This window comes from Streptomyces sp. V4I2 (assembly GCF_030817655.1).
GTDB classification, from domain to species: domain Bacteria; phylum Actinomycetota; class Actinomycetes; order Streptomycetales; family Streptomycetaceae; genus Streptomyces; species Streptomyces plumbiresistens.
The window spans coordinates 1,157,378-1,182,408 of record NZ_JAUSZM010000003.1 but is presented as its reverse complement, the minus strand read 5'-3'; the positions used below and the strand labels follow the sequence as shown (position 1 = coordinate 1,182,408).

The 25,031-nt window shown below is 73.2% G+C and carries 21 protein-coding genes and 3 pseudogenes; 13 read left to right on the top strand and 11 right to left on the bottom strand.

What is annotated here, in order from left to right; all coding sequences use genetic code 11:
• The first annotated feature begins 39 nt into the window (after window positions 1–39).
• The gene (locus QFZ76_RS06425) at window positions 40–963 is read left to right on the top strand and encodes a glutaminase (protein WP_307672785.1); all 924 of its coding nucleotides are present in this window, start codon (window positions 40–42) and stop codon (window positions 961–963) included.
• A 63-nt stretch (window positions 964–1,026) separates the two neighbouring features.
• On the opposite strand, the gene QFZ76_RS06420 is transcribed toward QFZ76_RS06425, so the two are convergent.
• A complete protein-coding gene (locus QFZ76_RS06420) occupies window positions 1,027–1,797 on the bottom strand; it encodes an alpha/beta fold hydrolase (protein ID WP_307672784.1) in 771 nt (256 codons plus the stop codon).
• Window positions 1,798–1,958: 161 nt separating this feature from the next.
• Here QFZ76_RS06420 and mptB point away from each other — a divergent pair, with 161 nt between their 5' ends.
• Together mptB and QFZ76_RS06410 are read left to right on the top strand one after the other, a co-directional pair.
• Window positions 1,959–3,353, top strand: coding sequence for a polyprenol phosphomannose-dependent alpha 1,6 mannosyltransferase MptB (mptB, locus tag QFZ76_RS06415; protein WP_307679944.1), 1,395 nt, complete (start codon window positions 1,959–1,961; stop codon window positions 3,351–3,353).
• A complete protein-coding gene (locus QFZ76_RS06410) occupies window positions 3,350–4,747 on the top strand; it encodes a glycosyltransferase 87 family protein (RefSeq protein ID WP_307672783.1) in 1,398 nt (465 codons plus the stop codon). Before mptB ends, QFZ76_RS06410 begins: the two co-directional genes overlap by 4 nt.
• Before the next feature lie 59 nt (window positions 4,748–4,806).
• Here the strand turns inward: QFZ76_RS06410 and QFZ76_RS06405 are convergent.
• The 3 genes and pseudogenes from QFZ76_RS06405 to QFZ76_RS06395 all read right to left on the bottom strand — a co-directional run.
• A pseudogene (locus tag QFZ76_RS06405) lies at window positions 4,807–5,661 on the bottom strand (D-alanyl-D-alanine carboxypeptidase family protein); the annotation flags it as partial.
• 156 nt (window positions 5,662–5,817) lie between these two features.
• Window positions 5,818–6,961, bottom strand: a pseudogene (rho, locus tag QFZ76_RS06400) (transcription termination factor Rho).
• 302 nt (window positions 6,962–7,263) lie between these two features.
• Window positions 7,264–8,091, bottom strand: a complete 828-nt coding sequence (locus QFZ76_RS06395; protein ID WP_307672782.1) for a class I SAM-dependent methyltransferase — start codon at window positions 8,089–8,091, stop codon at window positions 7,264–7,266.
• A gap of 109 nt (window positions 8,092–8,200) precedes the next feature.
• On the opposite strand from QFZ76_RS06395, the gene QFZ76_RS06390 reads away from it, so the two are divergent.
• From QFZ76_RS06390 to QFZ76_RS06365, 6 genes are all read left to right on the top strand, one after another.
• Entirely contained in the window at window positions 8,201–8,920 is a 720-nt protein-coding gene (locus tag QFZ76_RS06390) for a nuclear transport factor 2 family protein (protein ID WP_307672781.1), read from the top strand.
• A complete protein-coding gene (locus QFZ76_RS06385; protein WP_307672780.1) occupies window positions 8,917–9,198 on the top strand; it encodes a YciI family protein in 282 nt (93 codons plus the stop codon). Before QFZ76_RS06390 ends, QFZ76_RS06385 begins: the two co-directional genes overlap by 4 nt.
• A complete protein-coding gene (locus QFZ76_RS06380; protein ID WP_307672779.1) occupies window positions 9,195–10,457 on the top strand; it encodes an RNA polymerase sigma factor in 1,263 nt (420 codons plus the stop codon). The genes QFZ76_RS06385 and QFZ76_RS06380 overlap by 4 nt, the downstream gene beginning before the upstream one ends.
• Window positions 10,458–10,508: 51 nt before the next feature.
• Complete coding sequence (locus QFZ76_RS06375) at window positions 10,509–10,676, top strand: hypothetical protein (protein ID WP_307672778.1); 168 nt, start codon at window positions 10,509–10,511, stop codon at window positions 10,674–10,676.
• A 109-nt stretch (window positions 10,677–10,785) separates the two neighbouring features.
• Window positions 10,786–13,785: a SpoIIE family protein phosphatase gene (locus tag QFZ76_RS06370; protein WP_373464268.1), complete on the top strand. Its 3,000-nt coding sequence runs from the start codon at window positions 10,786–10,788 to the stop codon at window positions 13,783–13,785.
• A 68-nt stretch (window positions 13,786–13,853) separates the two neighbouring features.
• Window positions 13,854–14,579, top strand: coding sequence for a class I SAM-dependent methyltransferase (locus QFZ76_RS06365; RefSeq protein ID WP_307672776.1), 726 nt, complete (start codon window positions 13,854–13,856; stop codon window positions 14,577–14,579).
• Window positions 14,580–14,916: 337 nt separating this feature from the next.
• Here the strand turns inward: QFZ76_RS06365 and QFZ76_RS06360 are convergent, their stop codons facing one another.
• The 3 genes from QFZ76_RS06360 to QFZ76_RS06350 form a co-directional block, all read right to left on the bottom strand.
• A complete protein-coding gene (locus tag QFZ76_RS06360; protein WP_307672775.1) occupies window positions 14,917–16,083 on the bottom strand; it encodes a serine hydrolase domain-containing protein in 1,167 nt (388 codons plus the stop codon).
• Between the two features lie 105 nt (window positions 16,084–16,188).
• Window positions 16,189–16,593 (bottom strand): nuclear transport factor 2 family protein, encoded by a 405-nt coding sequence (locus tag QFZ76_RS06355; RefSeq protein ID WP_307672774.1) that lies wholly within the window; start codon window positions 16,591–16,593, stop codon window positions 16,189–16,191.
• A gap of 10 nt (window positions 16,594–16,603) precedes the next feature.
• Entirely contained in the window at window positions 16,604–17,572 is a 969-nt protein-coding gene (locus QFZ76_RS06350; protein WP_307672773.1) for an acetylxylan esterase, read from the bottom strand.
• Between the two features lie 103 nt (window positions 17,573–17,675).
• On the opposite strand from QFZ76_RS06350, the gene QFZ76_RS06345 reads away from it, so the two are divergent.
• Window positions 17,676–19,052 (top strand): 8-oxoguanine deaminase, encoded by a 1,377-nt coding sequence (locus tag QFZ76_RS06345; protein ID WP_307672772.1) that lies wholly within the window; start codon window positions 17,676–17,678, stop codon window positions 19,050–19,052.
• Window positions 19,053–19,091: 39 nt separating this feature from the next.
• Here the strand turns inward: QFZ76_RS06345 and QFZ76_RS06340 are convergent, their stop codons facing one another.
• The 3 genes from QFZ76_RS06340 to QFZ76_RS06330 form a co-directional block, all read right to left on the bottom strand.
• Window positions 19,092–19,676, bottom strand: a complete 585-nt coding sequence (locus QFZ76_RS06340) for a hypothetical protein (protein WP_307672771.1) — start codon at window positions 19,674–19,676, stop codon at window positions 19,092–19,094.
• 186 nt (window positions 19,677–19,862) lie between these two features.
• Window positions 19,863–20,582 carry a ferredoxin reductase gene (locus QFZ76_RS06335; RefSeq protein ID WP_307679943.1) on the bottom strand — a complete coding sequence of 240 codons (720 nt, stop codon included), beginning with the start codon at window positions 20,580–20,582 and terminating at the stop codon, window positions 19,863–19,865.
• An 88-nt stretch (window positions 20,583–20,670) separates the two neighbouring features.
• Window positions 20,671–21,276 (bottom strand): sulfite oxidase-like oxidoreductase, encoded by a 606-nt coding sequence (locus tag QFZ76_RS06330; protein ID WP_307672770.1) that lies wholly within the window; start codon window positions 21,274–21,276, stop codon window positions 20,671–20,673.
• A 218-nt stretch (window positions 21,277–21,494) separates the two neighbouring features.
• On the opposite strand from QFZ76_RS06330, the gene QFZ76_RS06325 reads away from it, so the two are divergent.
• The gene (locus QFZ76_RS06325; RefSeq protein WP_307672769.1) at window positions 21,495–22,421 is read left to right on the top strand and encodes an NADP-dependent oxidoreductase; all 927 of its coding nucleotides are present in this window, start codon (window positions 21,495–21,497) and stop codon (window positions 22,419–22,421) included.
• A 365-nt stretch (window positions 22,422–22,786) separates the two neighbouring features.
• Window positions 22,787–23,488, top strand: a complete 702-nt coding sequence (locus QFZ76_RS06320) for a GNAT family N-acetyltransferase (RefSeq protein ID WP_307679942.1) — start codon at window positions 22,787–22,789, stop codon at window positions 23,486–23,488.
• 4 nt (window positions 23,489–23,492) lie between these two features.
• On the opposite strand, the gene QFZ76_RS06315 is transcribed toward QFZ76_RS06320, so the two are convergent.
• On the bottom strand, window positions 23,493–23,951 hold the full coding sequence (locus QFZ76_RS06315) for a MarR family winged helix-turn-helix transcriptional regulator (protein ID WP_307672768.1): 459 nt from the start codon (window positions 23,949–23,951) through the stop codon (window positions 23,493–23,495).
• A gap of 227 nt (window positions 23,952–24,178) precedes the next feature.
• Between QFZ76_RS06315 and QFZ76_RS06310 the strand changes: the two are divergent.
• A pseudogene (locus QFZ76_RS06310) lies at window positions 24,179–25,013 on the top strand (putative protein N(5)-glutamine methyltransferase).
• The last annotated feature ends 18 nt before the right edge of the window (window positions 25,014–25,031 follow it).

Below are 25,031 nucleotides of genomic sequence, written 5' to 3'. Positions count from 1 at the left end.
GACGCGCACCAGGACCGGACCGGAGGCACAATAGCGATCATGACTTCCGCCATGACCTTCCAGCCGGTCCTGGAACGCATCACCGACGAGATCGGCCGCACGCCCGGCCGCGGCCGGCCCGCCGACTACATCCCGGCGCTGGCGGCCTGCGATCCGCGCAGCTTCGGCATGGCCGTCGCGGAGCTGGACGGCACGGTGTACGGAGTCGGGGACTGGCGCGAGCCGTTCTCCACGCAGTCCATCACCAAGGTCTTCACCCTCGCCCTCGACCTGGCCCGCGAGGGCGACGAACTCTGGGAGCACGTGGGCCGCGAGCCCTCCGGCAACCCCTTCAACTCGCTCATCCAGCTGGAGTACGAGAACGGCATCCCGCGCAACCCGTTCATCAACGCGGGCGCGCTCGTCGTCACCGACCGCCTCCAGACCCGTACCGGAGACGCGGCCGGGGAACTGCTGACCTTCCTGCGCTCGGAGTCCGGCAACCCCACGCTGGACTTCGACAAGGAGGTCGCCGCCTCCGAGGCCGCCCACGGCGACCGCAACGCCGCCCTCGCCCACTTCATGGCGTCGTACGGCAACATCGACAACCCTGTCCCGGTCCTGCTCGACCAGTACTTCCGCCAGTGCTCGGTCACCGCCTCCTGCGCCGACCTCGCCCTCGCCACCACCTTCCTGGCCCGGCACGGCATCCGCGCCGACGGCACCCGCCTGCTCACCCAGAGCCAGGCCAAGCAGGTCAACGCGGTGATGCTGACGTGCGGGACGTACGACGCGGCGGGCGAGTTCGCCTACCGGGTGGGCCTGCCCGGCAAGAGCGGCGTGGGCGGCGGCATCATCGCCGTGGTGCCGGGGCGGTGCACGTTGTGCGTGTGGGGTCCGGGGCTGGACGAGCGGGGGAACTCGGTGTCGGGAATGGCGGCCCTCGACCGCTTCACCACGCTGACCGGGGTGTCTGTGTTCTGAGCGTTCCGAGCGTTCCGAGCGTTCCGAGCGTTCCGAGCATGCCGAGCGTTCCGAGCGGGCGGCTCAGCCGAGGAACTCCTCCAGCATCGGCAGCAGCAGGGACGTCCGCCCCATGAGGGCCATGTGCGTGGTGTCGGGCAGGACGGCCAGCCGGGCACCGGGGATCAGCCGCTGCATCTCGGCGGCGTGCTCCACGCGGACGAAGTCCGTGTCGCCGATGACCAGCAGGGTGGGCGCGGCCAGTGCCCGCAGGTCGTCGGCGGTCCAGGGCAGCGGGCCGTGCGCGGCGACCGAGCACTTGGCGATGAAGTCCGCGAAGTGCTCCGGTCGGGGCGCGACCGCCGCGTAGGCGTCGGCCATCTCCTTGAAGTCGGCCTCGGTCGGCAGCAGCGGCGAGCCGGCGGCGGGGTCGAGGATCTCCTCGTGGTACCCGTCCTGGGCGTACTGGGTGGAGGCGAGCACCAGCCGTCCGACGCGCTCGGGATGGCGCACGGCGACCTCCAGGGCGGTCAGTCCGCCGAGGCTGAAGCCGAGGAAGTCGGCCTGCTCGATGCCGAGTTCGTCCAGCAGGGCCACCACGTCACCGGCCAGGTTCGGCACCGTGATCGCACGGTCGATGTCGGCGGTGTGTCCGTGGCCCTGGAGTTCGGGAGCCACGATGTGCCGGGCGGCGGACAGGGCGGGCAGCACGGCCCCGAAGGCGAGGCCGACCGTGAGGACACCGCCGTGCAGCAGCACCAGGGGGCGCCCGGTGTCGCGGGCGGTGCCGTGCGCCTCGTAGTACATGGTGAGGCCGTCGACCTCGGCGTAGGCGGCGTTGCTCGGCATGGTCATCACGTCCGGTCTGTGGGAATCGGGTACCAGGTAGACCGGCGGGCCGTGCGGAATTCATCGGTTCCGCGGGAGCACACGCCGGTCACACGCAGTCCGCCGCCAGGAGAGTCACGCGTCGTTTTCCGGCCATCCGGCGGTGACACGCTTCCCGAGTGTTGGCCATGGTTTTCCCCGTCGATCTCCGCCGCTGCCAGGTGCTCGGTCTGGCCGGAACCGCCTGTCTCGCGGCAGGAGGCGAGACCGCAGGCGCCCTGCCGGTGCGGGAACTGCTCTCCCCGTCCTCCGTCCATGCCGCTCTCGGCCTGGTGGGCGTGTACTTCGGCCTCGTCCTGCTGATCGCCGCCTGGGCCCTGCTGGGACGGCTGGTCCGCGGCTCCGAGCCGCCGAGCCCGCGCGCGCTGATGGTGGTGCTCGCGGTCTGGGCGGTCCCTCTGCTGGTCGCGCCGCCGCTGTTCAGTCGTGACGTGTACAGCTACCTGGCGCAGGGCGCCATGGTGGATGCGCACATCGACGTCTACGCACACGGCCCCGCGCAGCTCGGCGGGCCGCTCGCGGACGAGGTCTCCCCGCTGTGGCGGCACACCGGAGCGCCGTACGGCCCGGTCTTCCTCGGCCTCGCCTCCGCGCTGTCCGGGCTGACCCGGGGCGAACTCCCGGCCGGCCTCGTCGGCATGCGCCTCGTCGCCCTGCTCGGCGTCGGCCTGATGGCGGCCGCGCTGCCCCGCCTCGCCCGGCACAGCGGTGCCGATCCGTCGGCCGCGCTCTGGCTCGGCGCCCTCAACCCGCTGGTCCTGCTGCACCTGGTCGCGGGCGCCCACAACGACGCCATCATGCTCGGCCTGCTGGGCCTCGGCCTGGTCGCGGCGCTGGGCCGGTGGCCGGTCCTGGGCGCCGTGCTCGTCACACTCGCCGCCCTGGTCAAGGCACCCGCCGTGCTCGGGCTCGCGGCGGTCGTCGTGCTCCAGGTGCGCGCGGGCCGGAGCCCGGCGCGGGCCGTGGTGACGACCGTCGTCGCGACCGCGGCCACCACGGCCGCCGCGACGGCGGCCGCCGGGACCGGATACGGCTGGATAAGCGCCCTCAACACCCCCGCCTCCCCGCAGAACTGGGCCCTCACCAGCCTCCTCGGCCGCGCGACTCGCGCCGTTCTGGAGCGGCTGGGCAGCGACCTGGCACCGCTGGCCGTACCGGTGTGGCACACCCTGGGCATCGTGGCCGCGGTGGTCGCCGTCCTCGCCATATGGCTGCGGCTGCGTCTGCGTCCCGTGTACGCGCTCGGCCTGAGCCTGCTGGCGGTGGCCGCGCTCGGCCCGGCGATCCGTCCCTGGTACGCCCTGTGGGGGCTGTTCCTCATCGCCGCCGCCGCGCCCAGCACGTCGATACGGCACCGGGTGGCGGCCGTGACCGGGGTGCTCGCGCTCGCCGCCCTGCCGAGCGGCGGTGCCGCGGACGCCGGGCAGCTGGTCCTGGCCGTCTCGGGCGGCGTACTCGCCGTGGTCGTCCTGTGGCAGGCCCACCAGGCGGAGCTGGCCCCGGCGTCGGGACGTACGGCATGAGACTGCCCCGCCCTCGCCCCCGCACCGACCGCGGCCGACTGCTGCTCGTGCTCGCCCTCGCCGCCGCCGTCACCGCCTTCACGGCGACCGTGCCGCTGCTGCGCGACTGGTTCGACCTGCGCGTCTACCACGGAGCCGTGGACAGCTGGGTCCACCACGGCGGACGGCTCTACGACTACCGGGTGCCCGGCACGCCGTACGGCTTCACCTATCCGCCGTTCGCGGCGGTCGCCATGCTGCCGATGGCGCTGCTCCCGCTGCGCGCCGCGATCGCCGCCGCCCTGCTGCTCAATCTGGCCGCCCTGGCGGTGGTCCTGCGCATCCTCGTCGGAGCGGACTGGCGGCGCTACGGCTGGTACGGCTGTGCCCTGGGCGTCTGCGCGCTCGCGCTGTTCGAACCGCTCCGTGACACGTTCAGCTTCGGCCAGGTGAACATCCTGCTGCTGGCCCTGGTGCTCGCCGACGCCCGGCTGCTCGCCACCGGCCCAGGCCGCTGGGCGGGGGTGGGGATCGGTCTCGCCTCGGCGGTGAAGCTCACTCCGTTGATCTTCATCGGCCTGCTGCTGCTCGCCCGGCGCCGGCGGGCCGCGGCGGTCGCCTCGGCCGTCACCGCGGCGGCGACGGCGTTCGCGGCCTGCGTGGCGCCCGACGCCTCACGCTTCTACTGGACCGAGGCGCTGTGGGACACGACCCGGGTGGGCCGTCTGGACTACGTCTCCAACCAGTCACTGCAGGGGATCCTGGCCAGGCTGGGCGAACCGGACCGCGCGGTGTGGGCGGGGGCGGTGCTGCTGGTGCTGTGCGTGTGGGCGGTCCGCGCCCGCCGGGCGGTGGCCGCGGGGGAGTGGACGACCGCGTTCGCCCTCACCGGCCTGGCCGCCTGCCTCGTCAGCCCGATCACCTGGGTGCATCACCTGGTCTGGCTGCTGCCGTCCTTCGCCGTGCTGGTCCGCGCCGGGCACCCGCGGCTCGCGGGCGCCCTGTACGCGGTGCTGTGCACGAGCGTGGTGTGGCTGTGGTTCGACGACGCGTCCGGCGTCGACGGTTTCCTCGGCAGCAACACGTACACGTGGATCACGCTCGGCCTGCTGGTGTGGCTGCCGGTCGGTCAACTCCGTGCCGCTCCACGGCCCTTGAGCCGCAGCACGAGTGCCATGGCACCGGCACCCAGCCCGGCGGCGCCGGTGATCGCGCCCGTCTTCGACCAGTCGGCCCCGCCGCCCTCGGCCGGCGGCGTTTCGGCCACGGCCGCGGGCAGCGTGGCGGGCCCCGGTTGTGACGTGACCCGCGGCGCGTCCAGCGAGCCCACCGGATCGACCCGCCCGTCCGCGTCGAAACCCCAGTCGAGCAGCTCGCGGGCCTCCTCGTACACGGCGAAACTGCCACCCGCCTGAGGGTTCATCACCGTCACGACGAGCGTGCGCCCGCCCCGGCGGGCGGCGGCCACGAGCGTGTGGCCGGCCTTGCTGGTGTAGCCGTTCTTGATGCCGACCAGCCCCGGGTAGGGCTTCACGCCGTTCTCGCCCGACAGCAGCCGATTGGTGTTCCGGATCTTGTACGACCATCCGCCGCCGCCCGGGAAACGTGCCTCGACCGTGCCGCAGTACTGCGCGAAGTCCGCGTTGCGCAGCCCCGCCCGCCCGAACACGGCGAGGTCGTACGCGGACGACACCTGCCCCGGCGTGTCGTACCCGTCGGGAGACAGCACGCGCGTGTCGCGGGCACCGAGGGAGCGGGCCTTGGCCTGCATGCGCGCGGCCGTGGAACGCCAGCCGCCGCTCAGCTCGGCCAGCACGCGCACGGCGTCGTTGCCCGAGTTGAGGAACACCCCGCGCCACAGGTCGGCGACCCGGTACGTGCGCCCCTCGGCGACCCCGACCCGGCTGCTGCCGGACCCGATGCCTCTCAGTTCCCTCTCCCGGACCGTGTGCCGGATGCCGCCCGGGAGGACCGGCAGCGCGGTGAGGGCGAACAGGGTCTTGAGCGTGCTGGCCGGCGGGAGCTTCCGGTGCGCGTGGTGCGCGGCGAGGACCTCACCGCTGCCGGCGTCGGCCACCAGCCACGACTTCGCGGAGACCTTCGGAACCTTGGGAGCCCCGGCCCGCGGCCGGACCTGCGTGCCGGGGCGGTACAGCAGGGAGGGATGCGGCGCCGCCGTCCGCGGCCCACCGGGTGCACCGGATGCACCGGGCGTACCGGGCTCCGCCCCGGCACGGGCCGCCGCAGCGGCCGGCACGAGCGCGAGCAGGCCCGCCGCGCAGATCGCGCAGGTTGACGCAACAGCCCGGGAAGCCAATCTGATCGTCATACCGCAAACGTAGGAACGGGTCCGGTCCCGCACGGCGCTGCCCTGGCCGAGAGGGGGCTGCGAGCACCCGGATGCCACACGTGAGGCGGGCGATTCCGGGATGGACCGCCGGTCGGTACGGCTCTCGGCCGGCGTGGTGCGTCAGCCGGCGGGGTGTCAGCCGACGGGCAGCGTCGGCACGATGCGCCGCAGGAAGGTCGCGTTGTCCGGGGTTTCGCGCATCCGCTCCAGCAGGGTTTCCGTGCTGGGCTGGCCGTCGCGGGTCTGGAGGGCGCGGCGCAGACCGCGTACGGCGGTCAACTCGGCGGCGGGAAGCAGGAGTTCCTCGCGGCGGGTGCCGGAGGGATTGATCTCGACGGCCGGGAAGACGCGGCGGCTCGCGAGGTCGCGGCTCAGGCGCAGCTCCATGTTGCCGGTGCTCTTGAGCTCCTCGAAGTAGAAGTCGTCGGCGCGGGAGCCGGTCTCCACCAGGGCGGTGGCGAGGATGGTGAGCGAGCCGCCCTCCTCGGCCAGCCGGGCGGCGCCGAAGAACCGCTTGGGGCCGATCAGCGCGGTCGCGTCGACGCCGCCGCTGAGGGTGCGGCCACCGGCGGCGGCCGCGTTGTTGTGGGCCCGGCACAGCCGGGTCAGGGAGTCGAGCAGGATGACGACGTCCTCGCCCGCCTCGACGAGCCGCTGGGCCCGCTCGATGACGAGTTCGGCGAGGGCGATGTGCTGCTTGGGCGCCTTGTCGAAGGTCGAGGCGTACACCTCCCCGCGCACGGAGCGCCGCATGTCGGTGACCTCCTCGGGGCGTTCGTCGAGCAGGACGACCATCAGCCGGGCCTCGGGGTGGTTGCCGGCGACGGCGGCCGCGATCTGCTGGAGGAGGACGGTCTTGCCGGTCTTGGGCGGGGCCACGATGAGCCCGCGCTGTCCCTTGCCGACGGGGGCGATCAGGTCGGTGACGCGGCCGGTGAGCCCGGCCGCCGGGTGTTCGAGGCGCAGCCGCTCCTGCGGGTGCAGCGGCGTCAGGTCGCGGAAGTGGCGACGGCTGCGCTGCTGCTCGGCGGTGCGCCCGTTGATCCGGGCGACCTCAGTGAGCGCGCGCTGGGTGCCGCGTACGCCGTCGACGAGGTCTCCCTTGCGCAGGCCGTACTTGCGGATCAGCTGGGGAGGGACCTGGAGGTCGGTGGGCGAGGGCAGGAGGTCCAGGGGGCGCAGATGCCCCTTCCCGTGCGCGTCGATGTCGAGGACGCCGGTGGCGACCCCGGGCCGGGGCCTGCTGCTGGACAGGGGTGTGTTCGAGTGTGGTGGTCATCAGGGGTGGTCCTTTCAAGGACGGAAGTGCATTCGGCATTCGGGATGCGGAACAAGGAAGGGGAGAAGCCGCAAGAGGAGGCGGAGCGAAGAACACGCCTCGGCGGCGGGAACAACACCTCGGGTAGGGCGGAAGAAGCCCTCGACGAGGTGGTGCTGGGAAGCCGTCCGCGCCGACCGTGAGAAGGAGGGGCGGATCAGGCTGGTTGAAGAGGAACTGGCACCGGCGCCCCCGGAACGGGGCGTACACAAGTGCTAGCCGTAACGTACCACGCGATGCGCGCTCACGTCTGTGATTCGGACTCAGCGCTCGGCCAGCAGTCCGTAAAGAAGGGGGATACGCGGCTCGGGGAGCCGCCACCATCCGGACGGCGTACGGACCATCCGCGGCCAGCGCTGCCAGGGCAGCTCGTCGCTCTCCCGAAGACGCCGGACGGTCAGCCCCACCCCCGTCAACGCACCGATGACCTCTCCTATTCCGTGCATCCACTCGTAGCTGTCGGTGGCGCCCTCGACGGCCGGACCGTCGGTGTAGGTGTGGGTCGCGTCCCGGTGGACGGGGCCGTCGCCGCCCAGGTAGTCGTGACGCAGCAGCAGCTCGGGGCCCTCGCCGGGAGCCGGCTTGGGGCCCAGCGAGTTGAGCAGTGGATGGAACTCCACGATGTACAAACGGCCGCCCGGGCGCAGGAGTTGGGCCACCACACCCGCCCAGCGCTCAAGGTCGGGCAGGTAGCACAGGGCGCCCTTGCCGGTGTAGACGACGTCGAACTGCCGTCCCTCCAGGGCCTCGACGGCGTCGTACACGTTCGCGCACACGTAGCCGACGTCGAGCTCCGCCTTCGCCGCGATGTCGTTCGCCGCCGTCACGGACGCCTCGGAGAAGTCGAGACCGACGGCCCGGGCCCCGCGCCGGGCGAAGGCGAGCGTCTCGGTGCCGAGGTGGCACTGCAGATGGAGCACGTCCCGGCCGGTGAGCTCGCCGAGGTCGTCCCACTCGAAGGCGGCGAACCAGCGCTCGGGGTCGAGGTCCTGGTCGAGCCCGTAGAACCGGCTGGCGAGGTGGACGGGGGTACGGGCGTCCCAGTTCGCCTGGTTGACCCGCATCAGCCGCGCGTGCTCGTCGGTGGTCATGACGGTATCCAACCAACTCTCATGGCATGTTGTCGCCAACGGCATGTCGATTCGGCCGGGTCCCGTTCGTCGGTGGGGTGTAGGAAGCTCTTGATGACCGGGAGGACCCATGAAGTACATGCTGCTCGTCTGCGGCGACGACACCGCTGACGCCTCGGGCATGACGCCCGTCGAGCCCTGGGTCGAGGAGCTCGGCGACCGCGGCGTACGACTGCACGGCCACCGGCTGGCCCTGCCCTCCGACGCCGTCACCGTCCGGGTGCGTGACGGTGAGGTGCTGCGCACCGACGGGCCGTTCGCGGAGACGAAGGAGTACGTCGCCGGATTCGACGTCCTGGAGTGCGACAGCCTTCAGGAGGCCGTCGAGGCCGCCGCCAGGCATCCGGTGGCGGCCATCGGGGCCATGGAGGTCCGCCCGTTCTGGGAGGACGAGGACGCCGAGGGAGAGATCCGCCGCCTCGACGCCGAACTGACCGCGGCGGCCGCCGAGCATGACGTCGACCGTCTGCTGGCCTGCTACGCGCCGGACGCCGAGACGTTCGCTCGCGCCACCGGCCACGAGCAGCACGGCATTGACGCCCTCCGTAAGGCGGTGGACGCCATGTTCGCGTCCGTCACCGGGCCCGTGACCCGCGAGGTGCTGGAGTTCCGCGTCCACGTCGACGAGAGCATCGCCTTCGGTCACGCTCTTCTCCGGATGCGCGCCACCCGTAGGGACGGCGATCCACTGGACGAGGTGATGCGCGTGACCACCGGCTACCGCAACATCGGGCCGCGCTGGGTGATCGTCCACGAGCACGTGTCGGCGGCGCTCGAAGGACGGCCGTGAAGTACCTGCTGTTCGTCTGTCTGCCGGCGAGTGACGAGGACACGCGGCCCGGCAAGGGGACCACCGTGCGCCTGCGCCCGCCGGACGACGCGACCACGGTGCGCGTCCGGGGCGACGAAGTCCTGCTCAGCGACGGGCCGTTCACCGGGGGTGAGGAGTACGTGGCCGCGGTCGACCTGGTCGAGGCGGGCGACCTGGACGAGGCGATCGCGCTCGCCGCACAGCACTCCGCCCTCGTCGGCGGCGGTCCGGTGGAGGTGCGGCCGGTCTGGGAGTGAACGGGATCTCCGGGGCGGGCGGCGTCGAGGCAGCCGTCGCCGCCGCCTTCCGCGAGGAATGGGGCCAGATCCTTGCCACCCTGATCCGGGTGACCGGCGACTGGGACCTCGCCCAGGAGTGCGCACAGGACGCCTTCGCCCAGGCCCTCGACCGGTGGCGGCGCGACGGCGTACCGCGCCGCCCCGGCGCCTGGCTGACCACGACCGCCCGCAACCGCGCCCTGGACCTGCTGCGCCGCGAGGCGGTGGGAGCGGAGAAACTGAGGGAGGTGGCGGTGTCGGCGCGGAACGAACCGTCGTACGACGTCGAAGGCCACGACAGCGGAGTGGAGGACGACCGGCTGCGGCTGATCTTCACCTGCTGCCACCCGGCGCTGCCCATCGAGGCCCGGGTCGCGCTGACCCTGCGCACGCTCGCCGGACTCACCACACCGGAGATCGCGCACGCCTTCCTCGTCCCCGAGGCGACCATGGCGCAGCGGCTGGTGCGGGCCAAGCGGAAGATCCGCAACGCCGGCATTCCGTACCGGGTGCCGCCCGCCCATCTCCTGCCCGAACGCACGACCTGCGTGCTCGGCGTGCTCTACCTCCTGTTCAACGAGGGGTACGCGGCCACGTCCGGCGCCGATCGGGTCCGTGCCGACCTGTGCGCCGAGGCGATCCGGCTGGCCCGTGTCCTGGCCCGGCTCATGCCGGACGAGCCCGAGGTGCTCGGCCTGCTCGCGCTCCTGCTGCTGCACGACGCCCGCCGGGCCACGCGGGTGGACGCGGCCGGCGATCCGGTGAGCCTCGAGGACCAGGACCGTACGGCGTGGAACCGGGCGGAGGCCGAGGAGGGCGCGGCCCTGCTGGAGACCACCCTGCGGCGCGGCCGCCCCGGCCCGTACCAGATCCAGGCCGCCATCGCCGCCTGCCACACCACCGCTCCCACGGCGGCGGACACCGACTGGGCCGACATCGCGGGGCTGTACGGCGAACTGGAACGGTTCGTGCCGTCGGCGGTGATCCGCCTCAACCGTGCGTTCGCCGTCGGCATGGCCGAGGGACCGGAGGCAGGCCTCGCGCTGGTGGCCGGGCTGGAACGCGAGGGCGAACTGGCCGACTACCACCTGCTCCCCGCCACCCGAGCCGACCTGCTGCGCCGCGCCGGGCGCCAGGGGGAGGCCGCCGAGGCCTACGAGCGGGCACTGGAGCTCGTGGAGAACGACGCCGAGAGGAGGTTCCTGGAGCGGCGGCTCGCGGAGTGTCGATCCGCGTAGGAGCCGTTCGTCGGTGGGGTGACCTGCTCACACCGGCTACCGGAGGTTCCGATGACCGCCCCCGTACGACCGCCTCGCACCCGTAGGATCCGGCAGCTCCTCGCCCCGCTGCTCCCCGGCCGCCGGGCCGACCGGCCCCAGGCACCCGCCGACCCCGGCCCGTACGACGGACCCGGCACCCCCGATGTCTGGCTGGCGGGGCTCCGGCTGGGCGGCTGAACGTTGTGATGTGAGTCACCGAAGGGCTACGGTGAAGTCGCTTGGAGTACTTCGCCGGGCGGCGCGTCGAGCAGCGCCACGCGACCCGGCCCGTCTCCGGGTGAGGGAAGTGATCCCCTTGTCCGTCGCCTGGGACGACATCGGCGGTCTCGTCGATGCCCATGAACGTTTTCTGGCGGGTGCGCTCGTCGACTCCACCGTCCGGGACTCGGTGCTCGACTCCTGGAAGCGGTGCAGGTCGGCGGGGCTTCAGCCGCACCAGCTGCTGGTCCCCTACGCGCCGGACCTGACGCTGGAGGACCGGTTCCTGCGCGCCGCCGACCCCGTCCTGAAGGACCTGAGCGCGTCGCTCACCCAGGTCGGCATCACCATCGCGCTCTGCGACGCCCGGGGCCGTATGGTCGAGCGGCTCGGCGGGAACCGGCAGCTGCGCGACCGCCTCGACGAGGTGAGTTTCGCCCCCGGCTTCGACGCCTCCGAACGGGTCGTCGGCACCAACGGCGTCGGCACCGCGCTCGCCGAGCGCAGCCCCGTCTACGTCGCCGGCCGAGAGCACTTCGCCGACTGCCTCCAGCCCTTCTCCTGCGCCGGCGCACCCGTGCGCGATCCCTTCAGCGGGCGCATCGAGGCCGTCCTCGACCTGACCTGCCTGCGCGACGACGGCGACCCCGCCATGCTGCGGCTGGTCCGCGAGGCCGCCCACAGCATCGAGGCGCGGCTGCTGGAGCAGTCCACCCAGCGCGAACGGGCGCTGCTGGCCGCCTACCGGCGAGCCGGCCCCGACGTCGGCGGGTGGCCGCGCCAGCCCCGACTCGCGGCCCCCGACCAAGGAGACGGTCACGGCTACGGCGGCCTCGGCCGGCTCGACGCTGCCGTGCTGCGGGAGAAGGCCGAGGAACTCCTCGCCTCGCCCCACCGCACCCTCGACGAGGTCGTCCTGTCCGGCGGCCGCGTCGCCACCCTGCTGCGCCGCCCGGTCATGGGCGCGGAGGGAGAGACGGGCGTGGTCGTCGAGGCGCGGATCCTCGGCGGGCCCCGACTGCGCCAGGCCGGATCGACCGCGGCGGCACCGTCCGCGACCGGCGCGACCCGCGTCGAACCCCGTCTTGTCGAGAAGGTGACGGATGTGTCGCCGGAAGCGGCGCCGGCGGCGGCTCGGGCCCTCGCGGATGCGCCGACCGGACAGGCACCGGTGGCCGCGCCTGCCGGTACGGCCGGTACGGCCGCGGGGACCGCCACACTCCTGCCCGCCGCGTCCGCCGCGTCCGCCAAGCCGGTCGCCGTGACCATCCCGTCTGCGCCGCCGCCTCTGTCTCCCGCAGGCACCGGCTCTCCCGCAGGCGCCGGCGAGGAACCGCCCACCCGCGCCCGCGTCGACGACCGACTGCTCCTCGTCGGCGAGCCGGGGGTCGGCCGGCTCGCCGTCCTGGCCCGCAGGCGCCTGGAGTTGCTGCACGACGCGGGCGTCCGCATCGGCACCACCCTGGACGTCGCCCGCACGGCCGAGGAACTGACGCAGGTGGCCGTCCCCCGGTTCGCCGACTTCACCGCCGTGGACCTCCCGGACGCGGTGCTGCAGGGCGAGGAGCCGGGCCCGTTCGGATCCGGCACCCCGCTGCGCCGGATCGCGCTCGGCTCCGTCCATGAGGTGCCCCACCTGTACGGCGTCGGAGACCCGGTCCACTACGTCCCGACCACCCCGCAGGCCCGCAGCCTGGAGCACCGGCAGTCCGTACTCGAACCCGTCCTCGTCGAGGCCGAGGGCTGGCTCGCCCAGGACCCGGCACGGCTCGAACGTGTCCTCGCGGCCGGCATCCACTCCCTGATCACGGTGCCACTCAGGGCGCGCGGCGCCACCCTCGGCGTGGTCAGCTTCTACCGTTCCCAGAAGCCCGCCCCCTTCGAGGAGGACGACCTGTCCCTGGCCCAGGAGCTGGCGGGCCGCGCGGCGATCTGCATCGACAACGCCCGCCGCTACACCCGCGAGCACAACACGGCCCTCGCCCTGCAGCGCAGCCTGCTGCCCCGGGGCCGGCCCGAGCAGAGCGCCGTCGACATCGCCTACCGCTATCTGCCCGCGCAGGCCGGAGTGGGCGGCGACTGGTTCGACGTCATCCCGCTCTCCGGTGCCCGGGTCGCCCTCGTCGTCGGTGACGTCGTCGGCCACGGACTGCACGCCGCCGCCACCATGGGCCGGCTGCGCACCGCCGTCCACAACTTCTGCTCCCTGGACCTGCCGCCCGACGAGCTCCTCACCCACCTCGACGACCTGGTCGGACGCCTCGACCGCGGCGAGGGCTGGGCGGTGGAGAACACCCAGGCCGACTCCGGAATCGTCGGAGCCACCTGCCTGTACGCCGTCTACGACCCGGTGTCCCGGCGCTGCACCCTCACCCGCGCCGGGCACCCCCTGCCCGCGGTCGTCGCGCCCGACGGCACGGTGGAGTTCGTCGACCTGCCCTCGGCACCGCCGCTCGGACTCGGCGGAATGCCCTTCGAGACCGTCGAACTGGAGCTGGCCGAGGGCAGCCAACTCGTGCTCTACACCGACGGTCTGATCGAGGACCGGCACCGGGACATCGACTCCGGTCTCGACCGGCTGCGGACCGTCCTCGCCCACCCCGACCGCGCCCCCGAGGACACCTGCGAGGCGGTCCTCGACGCCCTGCTGCCTGAGCGGCCCAGCGACGACGTGGCCCTTCTCGTCGCCCGCACCCACGCCCTGGGGCCCGAGCAGGTCGCCCAGTGGGACCTGCCCAGCGACCCGGCGGTCGTCTCCCGTGCCCGCGCGGCGGTCACCGAGCAGCTGGCCGCCTGGGGCCTGGAGGACCTCGCCTTCTGCACCGAACTCATCGCCAGCGAACTGGTCACCAACGCCATCCGCCACGCCACCGGCCCGGTCCAGCTCCGCCTGCTCCGCGACCGCGCGCTCATCTGCGAGGTCTCCGACGGCAGCAGCACCTCTCCCCGGCTGCGGCGCGCCCGCACCGAGGACGAGGGCGGCCGCGGCCTCTTCCTCGTCGCCCAGCTCACCGAGCGCTGGGGGACCCGCTACACCCCGAACGCCAAGATCATCTGGACCGAGCAGCCCCTGCCGCGCGGCTCATGAGCCGTCGAGCACCACGTGTTGCCACCCGAGCCGCGCCTGAGCCTCCTGGGAGGCCTAAGCTGACCCGGATGTTCAGCCCCGAAGGCCCCAGTCTCCGCGAACTCGCCGTCCAGGCACTGTCGTCCGTCGAGCGCGGCTACGACCTGCTCGCCCCGAAGTTCGACCACACCCCCTTCCGTACGCCCGACGCGGTGCTCGACGCCGTCGCCTCGGCACTGCGCCGCATGGGCCCCTTCGACACCGGCCTCGACCTGTGCTGCGGCACCGGCGCGGGCGTCGCCGTGCTGGGCCGGGTGTGCCGGCACCGCGTCACCGGGGTCGACTTCAGCGCGGGCATGCTCGATGTCGCACGGGAACGGACCGAGCCCGTCGGGCCGCGCGTCTCTTGGGTGCGCGCGGACGCCCGCGCCCTGCCGTTCGGCCCCGCCTTCGATCTCGTCGTGAGCTTCGGGGCGTTCGGGCACTTCCTGCCGCGCGAGCTGCCGGGACTGTTCTCCCAGGTGCACGGCGTGCTGCGACCCGGCGGGAGCTTCGCCTTCCCCGTGCTCGCCCCGCCGCGCCCCGCGTCCCGCGCCTACTGGATGCTGCTGGGCTTCGACGCGGTGATGCGGGTGCGCAACGCCGTGTGGCGGCCGCCGTTCGTCATGTACTACCGGGCCTTCCGGCTCTCGGACGTACGCCGGGAGCTGGAGCGGACCGGCTTCGAGGTGGACCTGCACGCCCTGCCCGAGTTCGGGCACCGGCGGGACGGCAGCCCGCGGGTCCGGATGGTCGTGGCCCGCAGGCTGCCGTAGCCGTGCCGGGCGTCAGCTCCGGACGAAGGGGCACCCGCGCAGCACGACGGCGAGGGCCGCGCACGGCTGCCCGCCGGACCGGCCGACATCCCCTTCGCCCGCGGGAGTCCGGCAGCGGTCCACCGCGCCGTCGCCGCCCGCGCCCGCCGCCTGGGTCCGAGCAGCGCACGCCCGACCTCGTGGCCGTGCTGCAGCCCGGCGGGGGCGGCCGAGCCGTGCGCTCCCCTGTCGGAGACCTCGCAGATGACGTGCTTCCCGGCCACCTGCCGCCCGCCCAGCGCGCCGCGAACGGCCACGGGACGCGGCTGCTACGGCAGTTGAGCGCGCACGGGTGAGGTCACAGCACCCGGTACAGGGCGTCGATCAGCGCCATCTTCCGCGGGTCGTCGGCGATGTGCGGTCCCATGCGGTTCATCACGTACCCCAGTGACACCGCCGCTTCCGGGTCGGCCAGTCCGCACGAGCCGCCGAACCCGTCGTGTCCGAAGGCCCGCGGGTTGGGCCCGTACGACCCGTTCGGCCCGCTGAGCCACAGGCCCAGGCCGATCTCCGTCTCGTTCTCGAAGCCGGCGCCCAGCACCAGGTCACGGCAGCTGCCCTGCCCCTCGCGCACCCGCTCGGCGGCGTCGGGGGACAGGACGCGGTGACCGTCGTACGAGCCGCGGCCCGCGAAGATGCCGTAGAGCGCGGCGACGGCCCGCCCGGTGCCGTGGCCGTTCGCGGCGGGGATCTCGGCGGCCCGCCATTCGGGCGTGTTGGCCTCGGTCGCGCCCACCAGGGGGTTGGCCAGCGAGGCGAGTGCGGCGGGCGCCAACTGGCTGAAGACCGCCGCCTGTTCACTGCTCGAGGCGGCCGGCGGATGCACCAGCTCGGCGGCCCGCCCGGCCTCCTGCTCCGGCAGCCCGACGGTGAAGTCGATCCCGAGCGGCCCGGTCACCTCCCGCTCCAGGAACGCCCCCGGCAGCAGTCCAGACACACGTCGTACGACCTCCCCGACCAGGAAGCCGTACGTCAGCGCGTGATACCCGGACCGGGTCCCCGGCTCCCACCAGGGCTCCGTCGCGGCGAGCCGCTCCACGGTCACCTCCCAGTCGCAGAGCTGGGCGAGTGTGTGCGGCTCGCGCAGGCCCGCCAGCCCGGCCCGGTGCGACAGCAGGTGCCGTACGAGGACCTTCTCCTTGCCTGCCGCGGCGAACTCCGGCCAGTACACGGCCACCGGCGCGTCGAAGTCGAGCAGCCCCCGGTCGGCGAGTATGTGCGCGCACAGCGCCACCGGGCCCTTGGTCGTCGACCAGACGTTGACCAGCGTGTCGCGCTCCCACGGGAGGGTGCCCGCCGCGTCGGACCAGCCGCCCCACAGGTCCACCACGGTCTCGCCGTCGACCACGACGGTCACCGCGGCGCCCAGCTCCCCGCGGTCCCGGAAGTTCTCCTCGAACGCCGTCCGCACCGCGCCGAAGCGCTCGTCGCAGTGTCCGTGGATCGCCGACTCGTTCTGGGACATGGACCCTCCGTCGTCCGCCGGAAGCCCGGGGCGCGGCACTGCGACCCGGGCACCCTGAACATACCGACTGGTCGGACCGGGTGGAAGGCGTCGTACACGCAGGCCTCAGAGGAAGAAGAGGGCCCCTTCCGGCTCCTGATGGCCCGCGAGCGTGTGCCAGTAGTCGCGGGTCTCGACGGCCAGCCCGGCTCCGTCGAACCGCACGAAGACGCAACCGGCCAGCGTGGACGCCTCGCCGCCCTCTCGCGCGAACACCCGGAACTCGGCCACCGCGACCCCGTCCCGGCCGACGACGGGCGGCGAGAACCGGACATCCGTCACCTGCTCCTGGGCGAACGACCGGCGCAGGTACTCCGCCAGCCCGGCCCGGCCGCGGTGCGGCGCGCGGAACGGCATCGAGCGGTGCACGCAGCCCTCGGCGTACAGCTCCAGCAGCGCCTCCACGTCGTGGACGGCCCAGGCCCGCTCCCACACCCGCACGAACCGCTCCGCGGCCTCACCCGTCTCCACGCGCGGCTCCTCAGGCGTACGACCGCAGCCAGCGCACCTTGGCCGCCTCGTGGTAAGGGCCGCCGCCCTCATGGTCGTTGAAGTCGTACACCTCGATCGCCTTCTGGTCGTGCGCCCAGCCGTTGAAGGCCGCGAAGACGGTGGAGGGCGGGCAGGTCTGGTCCTCCAGGGCCACCGAGAACAGGGCGGGGGCCCGGCCGCGGGCCGCGAAGTGCACGCCGTCGAAGTAGGAGAGCGTGCGCAGGACGTCCTCGGCGCGGCCGCGGTGCGTCTTGAGGTAGAGGCCGATCTCCCGGTACGGGTGACGGTCCGTGAGCGTGGCCGCGCGCGGGTAGTCGCACAGGAACGGCACGTCCGGCGCGACGGCCGCCAGGTCCGGGACCAGCCCGCCCACCGCGATCGTGATGCCGCCGCCCTGGCTGCCGCCGATCGCCACCGTGCGCGCGGAATCGGCCAGGGGGTGCGAGCGGGCGGCCTCGACCGCACGCACCGCATCCGTGAACACCCGGCGGTAGTAGTAGTTCTCCGGAGCGTCAATGCCCCGCGTCATGAAACCGGGGTACGCGGGCGCGCCGCCCACCGGGTCCGCGGTGCCGCCACCGCCGCCCCAGGCGCTGCCCTGACCGCGGGTGTCCATCACGAAGTGCGCCCGGCCCGTGGACGCCCACAGCAGATGCTCGTGCGGCAGACCGCGCCCGCCGCCGTACCCGACGAACTCCACGACCAGGGGGACCGGCGCGGAGACCTCGGCGGGGATCGTGAACCAGCCCTTCACCGGGTGCCCGCCGAAACCGGCGAACGTCACGTCGTACACCTTCACCGTGGTCAGACCCGTGTCGACCAGCTCGAACCGGGCGTCCAGGTCGTGCTCGCGGGCCTCCTCGAGGGTCTTCGTCCAGAAAGCGTCGAAGTCCTCGGGCTCGGCGGACCTGCTGCGGTACTCGCGGAGCTCGTCGATCGGAAGGTCGAACAGGGCCATGTAGGACCGCCTTTGTGAACAGTGGGTGCGGATGATCACACCGTACGTGGATGGTCGGACGACTCGCCAGGTCTTTGCCCCGTCACGCGCCTACGATGACGCCATGACATCTGCCGCCGAAGCGCCGGTCGAGGAAGCGGACCTGCTGGTCAGGGATGCCGGACTGCTCGTCGTGGACGGGGAGCGGGAGATCTCGGGCGGCTGGGTGGCCGTCACGGGTGGTCGGGTCACCGGCGTCGGATCCCCCGGGACCGAACCCGAGGCCCGTACGACCGTCTCCGCGGCCGGCCGGCTCGTCACTCCCGGCCTGATCAACACGCACCACCACATCTACCAGAACCTCACCCGCTCCTACGCGCCCGCCGTGAACGGCTCCCTCTTCGACTGGCTGACCACCCTGTACCCACTCTGGGCCGCCCTCGACGAGGAGGCCGCCTACGTCTCGGCGTACGTCGGCATGGCCGAGCTGCTGATGGGCGGCTGCACCACGTCTTCGGACCACCTCTACGTCCACCCCCGCCCCCGCCTCGTCGACGCCGAGATCCGCGCCGCCCGCGACATCGGCTTCCGCTTCCACGCCACCCGCGGCTCGATGACCCGCTCCGTCGAGGACGGGGGACTGCCGCCCAGGAGCGTCACGCAGACCGACGAGGAGGTCCTCGCCGACAGCGAGCGCCTCATCAAGGCCCACCACGACCCCGAACCCGGTGCGCTGGTCCGGGTCGCGCTCGCGCCCTGCTCGCCGTTCTCGGTGACCAAGGAGCTGATGACGGCGACCGCCGAACTCGCCGAGCGCCACGACGTACGCCTGCACACGCACCTCGCGGAGGACCACGACGAGGACACCTACTGTCTGCAGACGTACGGCTGCCGGCCCGTGGAGTACTTCGAGGAGACCGGGTGGATGAGCGACCGCACCTGGGTCGCCCACTGCATCTACCCGAACGACGACGAACTGCGCCGCCTCGCCGCCGCGGGCGTCGGCGTGGCGCACTGCCCCAGCTCCAACATGCTCATCGGCGGCGGCACGGCCCGGGTCAGGGAGATGCGTGAACTGGGCCTGCCCGTCGGCATCGGCTGCGACGGCTCTGCCTCCACCGACCACGCCTCGCTCTGGATGGAGACCCGCGGGGCTCTCCTCCTCGGGCGCTACCGCGGCGGACCCGGCGCGATGACCGCACGGGACGCCCTCGACATCGCCACCCGCGGCTCGGCCCGTTGCCTCGGCCGCGCGGACGAACTGGGCCACCTGCGGCCCGGCGCCTGCGCCGACCTGGTCGTCTGGGACCTGCACCAGGTGGCACTGGCCGGTGCGTTGAGCGACCCGGTGGAGGCGTGGCTGCGCTGCGGTCCCGCTCGGGCGTGGACGACGGTGGTCGCGGGAAAGGTGCTGGTCGACCGCGGTGAACCCGTCCTGCCGGGACTGACGGACGCGCTGCGGACGCACGGGGGAATCGCGCGGCGGATGCAACAGAAATAGCGGATGCAACAGAAATAACAGTCGGGCTGCGGGCGCCGGTCACGCCCGGCGGCGCGTCCACTGCGGCTCGGTGAGGGCCCACTCACGTTCCCACTCGGCCATCCGGCGGCGGTTGGCCGCACCCCGTACGACGGAGTGACCGAGGAGCACCACCGCGACCGTACCGCCCACCGCGCACGCGCCGATGGCCAGCGTGTGCTGCCACACCGCGGTCCCGTCCGGCGGCGGGGAAACACTGCGACCCCGGGCGTCGAACCACACGTCCACCACGTCACCCTGGCGCGTGCCCCCAGGGACCCGCGCCGAGGCCGTCCGCGCACCGGTGTTCGGCTCCGTCCAGCGCACGGTCGCCCGGTACGCGTGCTGGCGGCCGCCCTGTACCACGGGCACCGAGCCGGCGGTCCTGCCGACGACCTCGGCGCGGACCCGATGACGATCGGCACGCTGCTTCTCGGCGACCGCGCGGGCCTCGGAGTGTGCCCATGAGGCGGCGAACGCCCCGACGAGAGGAGCGCCCACCCACAGCAGCACCGTGACGGCCAGGACCGTCCACGCCTCGACGACGTCCGACCGACGCCGCAGCGGGCTGCGCCGCCAGCGCCAGCCGCGCACCCGGGTTCGCATGTCGACCTCCGCACCGCGCACGACTGCGAGTGCCCCCAACGATCTAGTACCCGTTCCACCGGCATCGTTCACCGACGGCCCCGTCCGGGGCCGCCGGACAAGTGCCCAGCAAGGGAGTGCCGAAACGCTGGGGCGGTGCGGGCCGGCCGGAACGGCTACGGCCGCGTCGTCTGATGGGTCGTGCCGTCAGCCGAAGCGTTCGATCCGGATACGGTCCACCGGCTGACCGGCCTCCACCAGCAGTCGCGAGGCATGCTCGGCGAAGGCGTTGGAGCCGCACACATAGGCCTCCCACCCACCAGGCGGCTGCTCGGCCAGGAGCGGCGCCACATGTGCGACCGTCATACGTCCTACCGGCACACCCTCGGGCGCGCTCCGCGTGAAGACGGGTGTCGTCTCCGCGCCCAACTCCCCGGCGTAGATCAGCTCTTCGGGACTGCGCGCGGACACCAGCATCCGCAACGGCACGGACAGGCTCCGCGCCCGCTGATGCCGCACCATCGACATCAGCGGTACGACCCCGGAGCCGGCGCCGATCAGCAGCGCGGGCCGGTCGCCCGGCCAGGCGAAGAAGCCGCTCAGCGGACCGCGTACCTCGACCTCGTCCCCGGGCTCCGCCACCGTGTGGAACCAGCCCGAGACCTCACCGCCCTCGACATGGTCCAGGGTCAGCTCGATGTGCCCCGAGTCGTCGGGCGCGGAGGCGATCGAGTAGTGGCGCTGCGCCGCGTAGCCGTCCTCGGCGGTCAGCCGCAGCATCAGGTGCTGGCCGGGCAGGTGCCCCGCCCAGGCGGGCACCGCGAACCGGTACGTGGCGGTGTGCGCGGTCTCGCGGCGGATCTCGGTGAGCGTGGCGGTCTGCCACACCGCGGCGGCCCGCTTGCTCACGGCGATCCGCCCGGGCACGGCGAAGCGCGTCGCGGGAGTGAAGCCGGGAGGAGCGAAAGCGGGAGGAGTGAAGCCGGGGGAAGCAAAGCCGGGGGAAGCGGACGTCTCAGTCACCGGAGTACCGCTGCTCCTCCCAGGGATTGCCACGCTCGTGGTAGCCGTTCTGCTCCCAGAAACCCGGCTCGTCGTGGTCGAGGATCCGCAGGCCGGCGATCCACTTGGCGCTCTTCCAGAAGTACAGGTGCGGCACCAGCAGCCGCGCCGGCCCGCCGTGCTCGGCGGCGAGCGGCTTCCCGTCGTACTCCCAGGCGATCCAGGCGCGCCCGCCGGCCAGGTCGGCGAGCGGGAGGTTCGTGGTGTAACCGGTGTGCGAGTAGGCGACGGCATGGGTGGCGGACCCATGGGGCCGCACCACATCCAGGAACGCGTCCAGCGACACGCCCCCGAACCGCACCCCGAACTTCGACCAGCTCGTCACGCAGTGGATGTCGCCCTCGTAGGCCGACGCGGGCAGCTCGTGCGCCTCGGCCCAGTCCCAGGTGCGGGGCGCCTCGACCAACCCGTCGACACGGAACGTCCAGTCGGCGGCCGCCAGGTCGGGTGTGACCTCCGCGGACAGGACGGGCCAGTCGTCGCCCGCGTCGTACTGGCCGGGCGGCAGCCCCGGATTGTGGACACGGGCGCGTCCGGTGAAGCCTCGGGTGACGTTCATATGGGTCCAACGTGACAGCGACGGCAATGGCTAACGCGTTCAACCGTACGCGCACGTCACACCTGCCCCGCCTCCGGGGCGGCCCCACGATCATTAAGGCCGCATGAACTCTCCGCCGCCCCGGGAATAGCGGACCGCCGATCCTCCTTGCCGACTGATGTCGCAACCGGTGGCCCATACAACCGTCTGACCGGCGGCAGCGAAGGAGAGTGGGAGCAGTGCCCAAGGCATACGTCTTCACACGGTACGGCGGTCCGGAGACCGAGGCCCTCGTCGAGGTGGCCCGACCTGTGCCCGGCCCCGGCCAGGTCCTGGTCGCGGTGCGGGCCGCCGGGGTCAACCCCGTCGACTGGAAGCTGCGCACCGGGTTCCGCCGGCCGGGCGAGAGCGGCGACCGCGTGTTCCCCGCCGTCCTCGGCAGCGAGGCCTCCGGGGTCGTCGAGGAGCTCGGCGACGGCGTCGAAGGCTTCGCCGTCGGGGACGAGGTCTTCGGCAACACAGCGGCCGGCGGCTACGCCGAGTACACCCTGCTGCCCGCCGCGGTGACCGCGCACAAGCCCGCCGAACTGTCCTTCACCGTCGCCGCGACCCTGCCCGTCGCCGCCGCGACCGCGTACGACGGAATCCGCCAGCTCGACCTGCCCTCCGGCGCGACCGTGCTGGTCACCGGCGCGGGCGGTGGCGTGGGCGTGGCGGTCGTACAGATCGCCCGGGCCTTCGGGCTGCGTGTCGTCGGTGTCGCCGGCGAGAGCAAGAAGGATTTCGTCGAGTCGCTCGGCGCCGTGCACGTCCCCTCCGGGCCGGGCTGGGCCGAGCGGGCGCGGGCCGCCGCACCGGGCGGGGTCGACGGCGTCTACGACCTCGTGGGCGGTGAGGTGCTGTCCGAGGCTGCCCGACTCCTCACCGACCGCACGAAGCTGATCACCGCCGGTGCCCCGCCCGAGGACGCCGAGCGGCTGGGCGGCACCCGCGTGGCCCGGGCCCGCAACGCGGCCGTCCTGGAGGCGGTGGCCCACCTCGTACTGAACGGCGACCTCACCCCGCACATCACCGGAACGTTCCCCCTCGACCGAGCCGGCGAGGCCCTGCGCACGGTCGAGGACGGCCACGCCCGCGGCAAGGTCGTGATCGAGGTCGCCCGATGAGCGCCGCGGAAGCACCGCAGACGACCGGCGAAGACCAGGCCGTCGACCGGCCGCGGGCCGACGACGGACCGAAGATGACCAGCGAATCGCAGGCCGCCGGTCAGGCGAGGCGCGCCGAGAAGCCGCAGCGCACCGGCCGGCCGCAGGCCGTCCGTGGTCCGCAGGCCACTGTCGGATCCCAGGCTGTCGCTCGGCCGCAGGCCGGTGACGGATTGCGGACCGTCGGCGAGCCGCAGCGCACGGGGCGGCCGCGCGCCGTTGGCGATCCGCAGGCCGCCGGTGAACGGCAGGCCGCCGGTCAGCCGCAGGCCCTCGGCCACCCCCATAGCCCCGGCCAGCCGCAGCCCACCGCCGTACCCCACGTCCTGGACAACCCGGCCCGCGCCGCCCTCACCGGCCCGCACGCCCACTTCGCCGAGCGGCACGGCCGCATCCTGCGCTATCCCGTGGACGTCACGCCGTGGCTGGCCCTGCCCGACGAGCCCGATGCCGACGACTGGGCCGACCTCGCGGCCTTCGCGGGGCCCGGTGCCGAGGTGCCGTTGCTCGGGTTCCGGGGGCCGGTCCCCGAGGACTGGGAGGTCACGTTCCGAATAGAGGGCGTTCAGTTCGTGGACGACGGCCTGAGCACCGCCCCGGAACCCGAGGCGGTCCGACTCGGCCCCGACGACGTGCCCGAGATGCTCGACCTGGTCGCCCGGACCCAGCCCGGCCCTTTCCTGCCCCGGACCATCGAGCTCGGCACCTACCTCGGCATACGGCGGGAGGGTGCCCTGGTCGCCATGGCGGGGGAGCGGCTGCATCCGCCGGGCTGGACCGAGATCAGCGCCGTCTGCACCGACCCGGCCTTCCGCGGCGAGGGACTGGCGACCCGGCTGATCCTCGCCGTCGCCCACGGCATCCGGGAACGCGGCGAGACCCCCTTCCTGCACACCGGCGCCGGCAACACCAATGCCATCCGGCTCTACGAGTCCCTGGGTTTCCGCCTGCGGCGCACCACCGCCTTCATGGCGGCGCGAGCACCGGAACGCCTGCCGGAGGGGCGTACGGCCGTACCGGTGGCGTAGTCGGTCAGTCGCCCTTTGAGCCGGTCGCCGACCCGGCGTTGTACCGCACGAGATACCGGGCGAACCGCTCCAGGTCCTCCGCCGGCCAGCCCGCGAGCCGCTCCCGGAAGACCGCCCGGCGGCTCACCGTGACCTGGGCAAGGATGCGCAGGCCGGCGTCGGTCAGGTCCAGGACCTGGACGCGGTGGTCCTCCGGGTCCTGGCGCCGCTCGACGAGCCCGGCGCGCTCCAGGGCGGCCACCTGGCGGCTGACCGTGGACTTGTCGAGGGCGTAGTGCGCGGCCAGGTCGGTGGCGCGACAGCCGCCGCTCTCCTCCAGATGCCCGAGCAGGGTGTACGACACCAGCGACAGCTCGGGGTGCATGCGCCCGGCCGAGGCCCGGGCCCGACGCGCGAACGACGTCAGTTCGCGGTGGATGGTCTCCACGGCTGCGTCGTCGCCGGTCGGTGCGGATGCGTTCACGGCCCCTCCTCGCGTCACTGGTTGCATAATACAACTCGCGACGGGGGGAGGCTTCGGCGACTGATCGTTGGGGTAGTGTTGCCGCGCTGTGTCCGTCGCGAACGACCGAGGAGGTGAGACCCATTACCGCTGTGTCAGGTCGGGTGCTCTCTCCTCGAACCGGCGCGGACCACCGCCAGTAGGCGGCCGCGAGAGCGCCCTTCGGCTTCCGAAAGGCCCTCGGCTTCATGCCTCCACTTTCTCCGTCTTCGTCCCCCTCGCCTTCCTCGCCTTCTTCACCGCAGTCCTCGCCCGTGTCCCGTGACTCCGTCGTGGCCGCGCTGCGTGCCGCCGGCTGTGTGTTCGCCGAGGACGAGGCACGGTTGATCCTCGCCGCCGCCCGCACTCCGGACGAACTGGCCGCCATGGTCGACGGCCGTGTCCTGGGCCGGCCCCTCGAACTCGTCCTGGGCTGGGCCGAGTTCCGGGGACTGCGCATCACCGTGGAACCCGGCGTCTTCGTACCCCGCCGCCGTACCGAGTTCCTCGTCGAGCAGGCGCTCGCCCAAGTCCCCGACGCGGCCGTCGTGGTGGACCTGTGCTGCGGCTCGGGTGCCGTCGGCGCCGCCCTCGCCGCCGCGCTCGGCCCCGTCGAACTGCACGCCGCCGACATCGAACCGACCGCGGTACGCTGTGCCCGCCGCAATGTCGCCGGCGCCGGCGGTCAGGTCCACACGGGCGACCTGTTCGACGCCCTCCCCGGCGAACTGCGCGGCCGCGTCGACATCTTGGCGGCCAACGTGCCGTACGTCCCCACCGGCGAGGTCGCCCTCCTGCCCGCCGAAGCCCGCGACCACGAGCCGCTGGTCGCCCTGGACGGCGGCACGGACGGGCTGGACGTCCTGCGCCGGGTCGCGGCCGAGGCACCCCGGTGGCTCGCCCCCGGCGGCTGTCTCCTGGTCGAGACCAGCGAACGCCAGCGCGCCGGCGGCCGTCGAGGCGTTCACCCGCAGCGGGCTGACGCCGCGCCTCGCCGTGTCGGAGGACTGGTACGCCAACGTGGTCGTCGGGACCCGGCTGTAGCGACCGGGGCGCGACAGC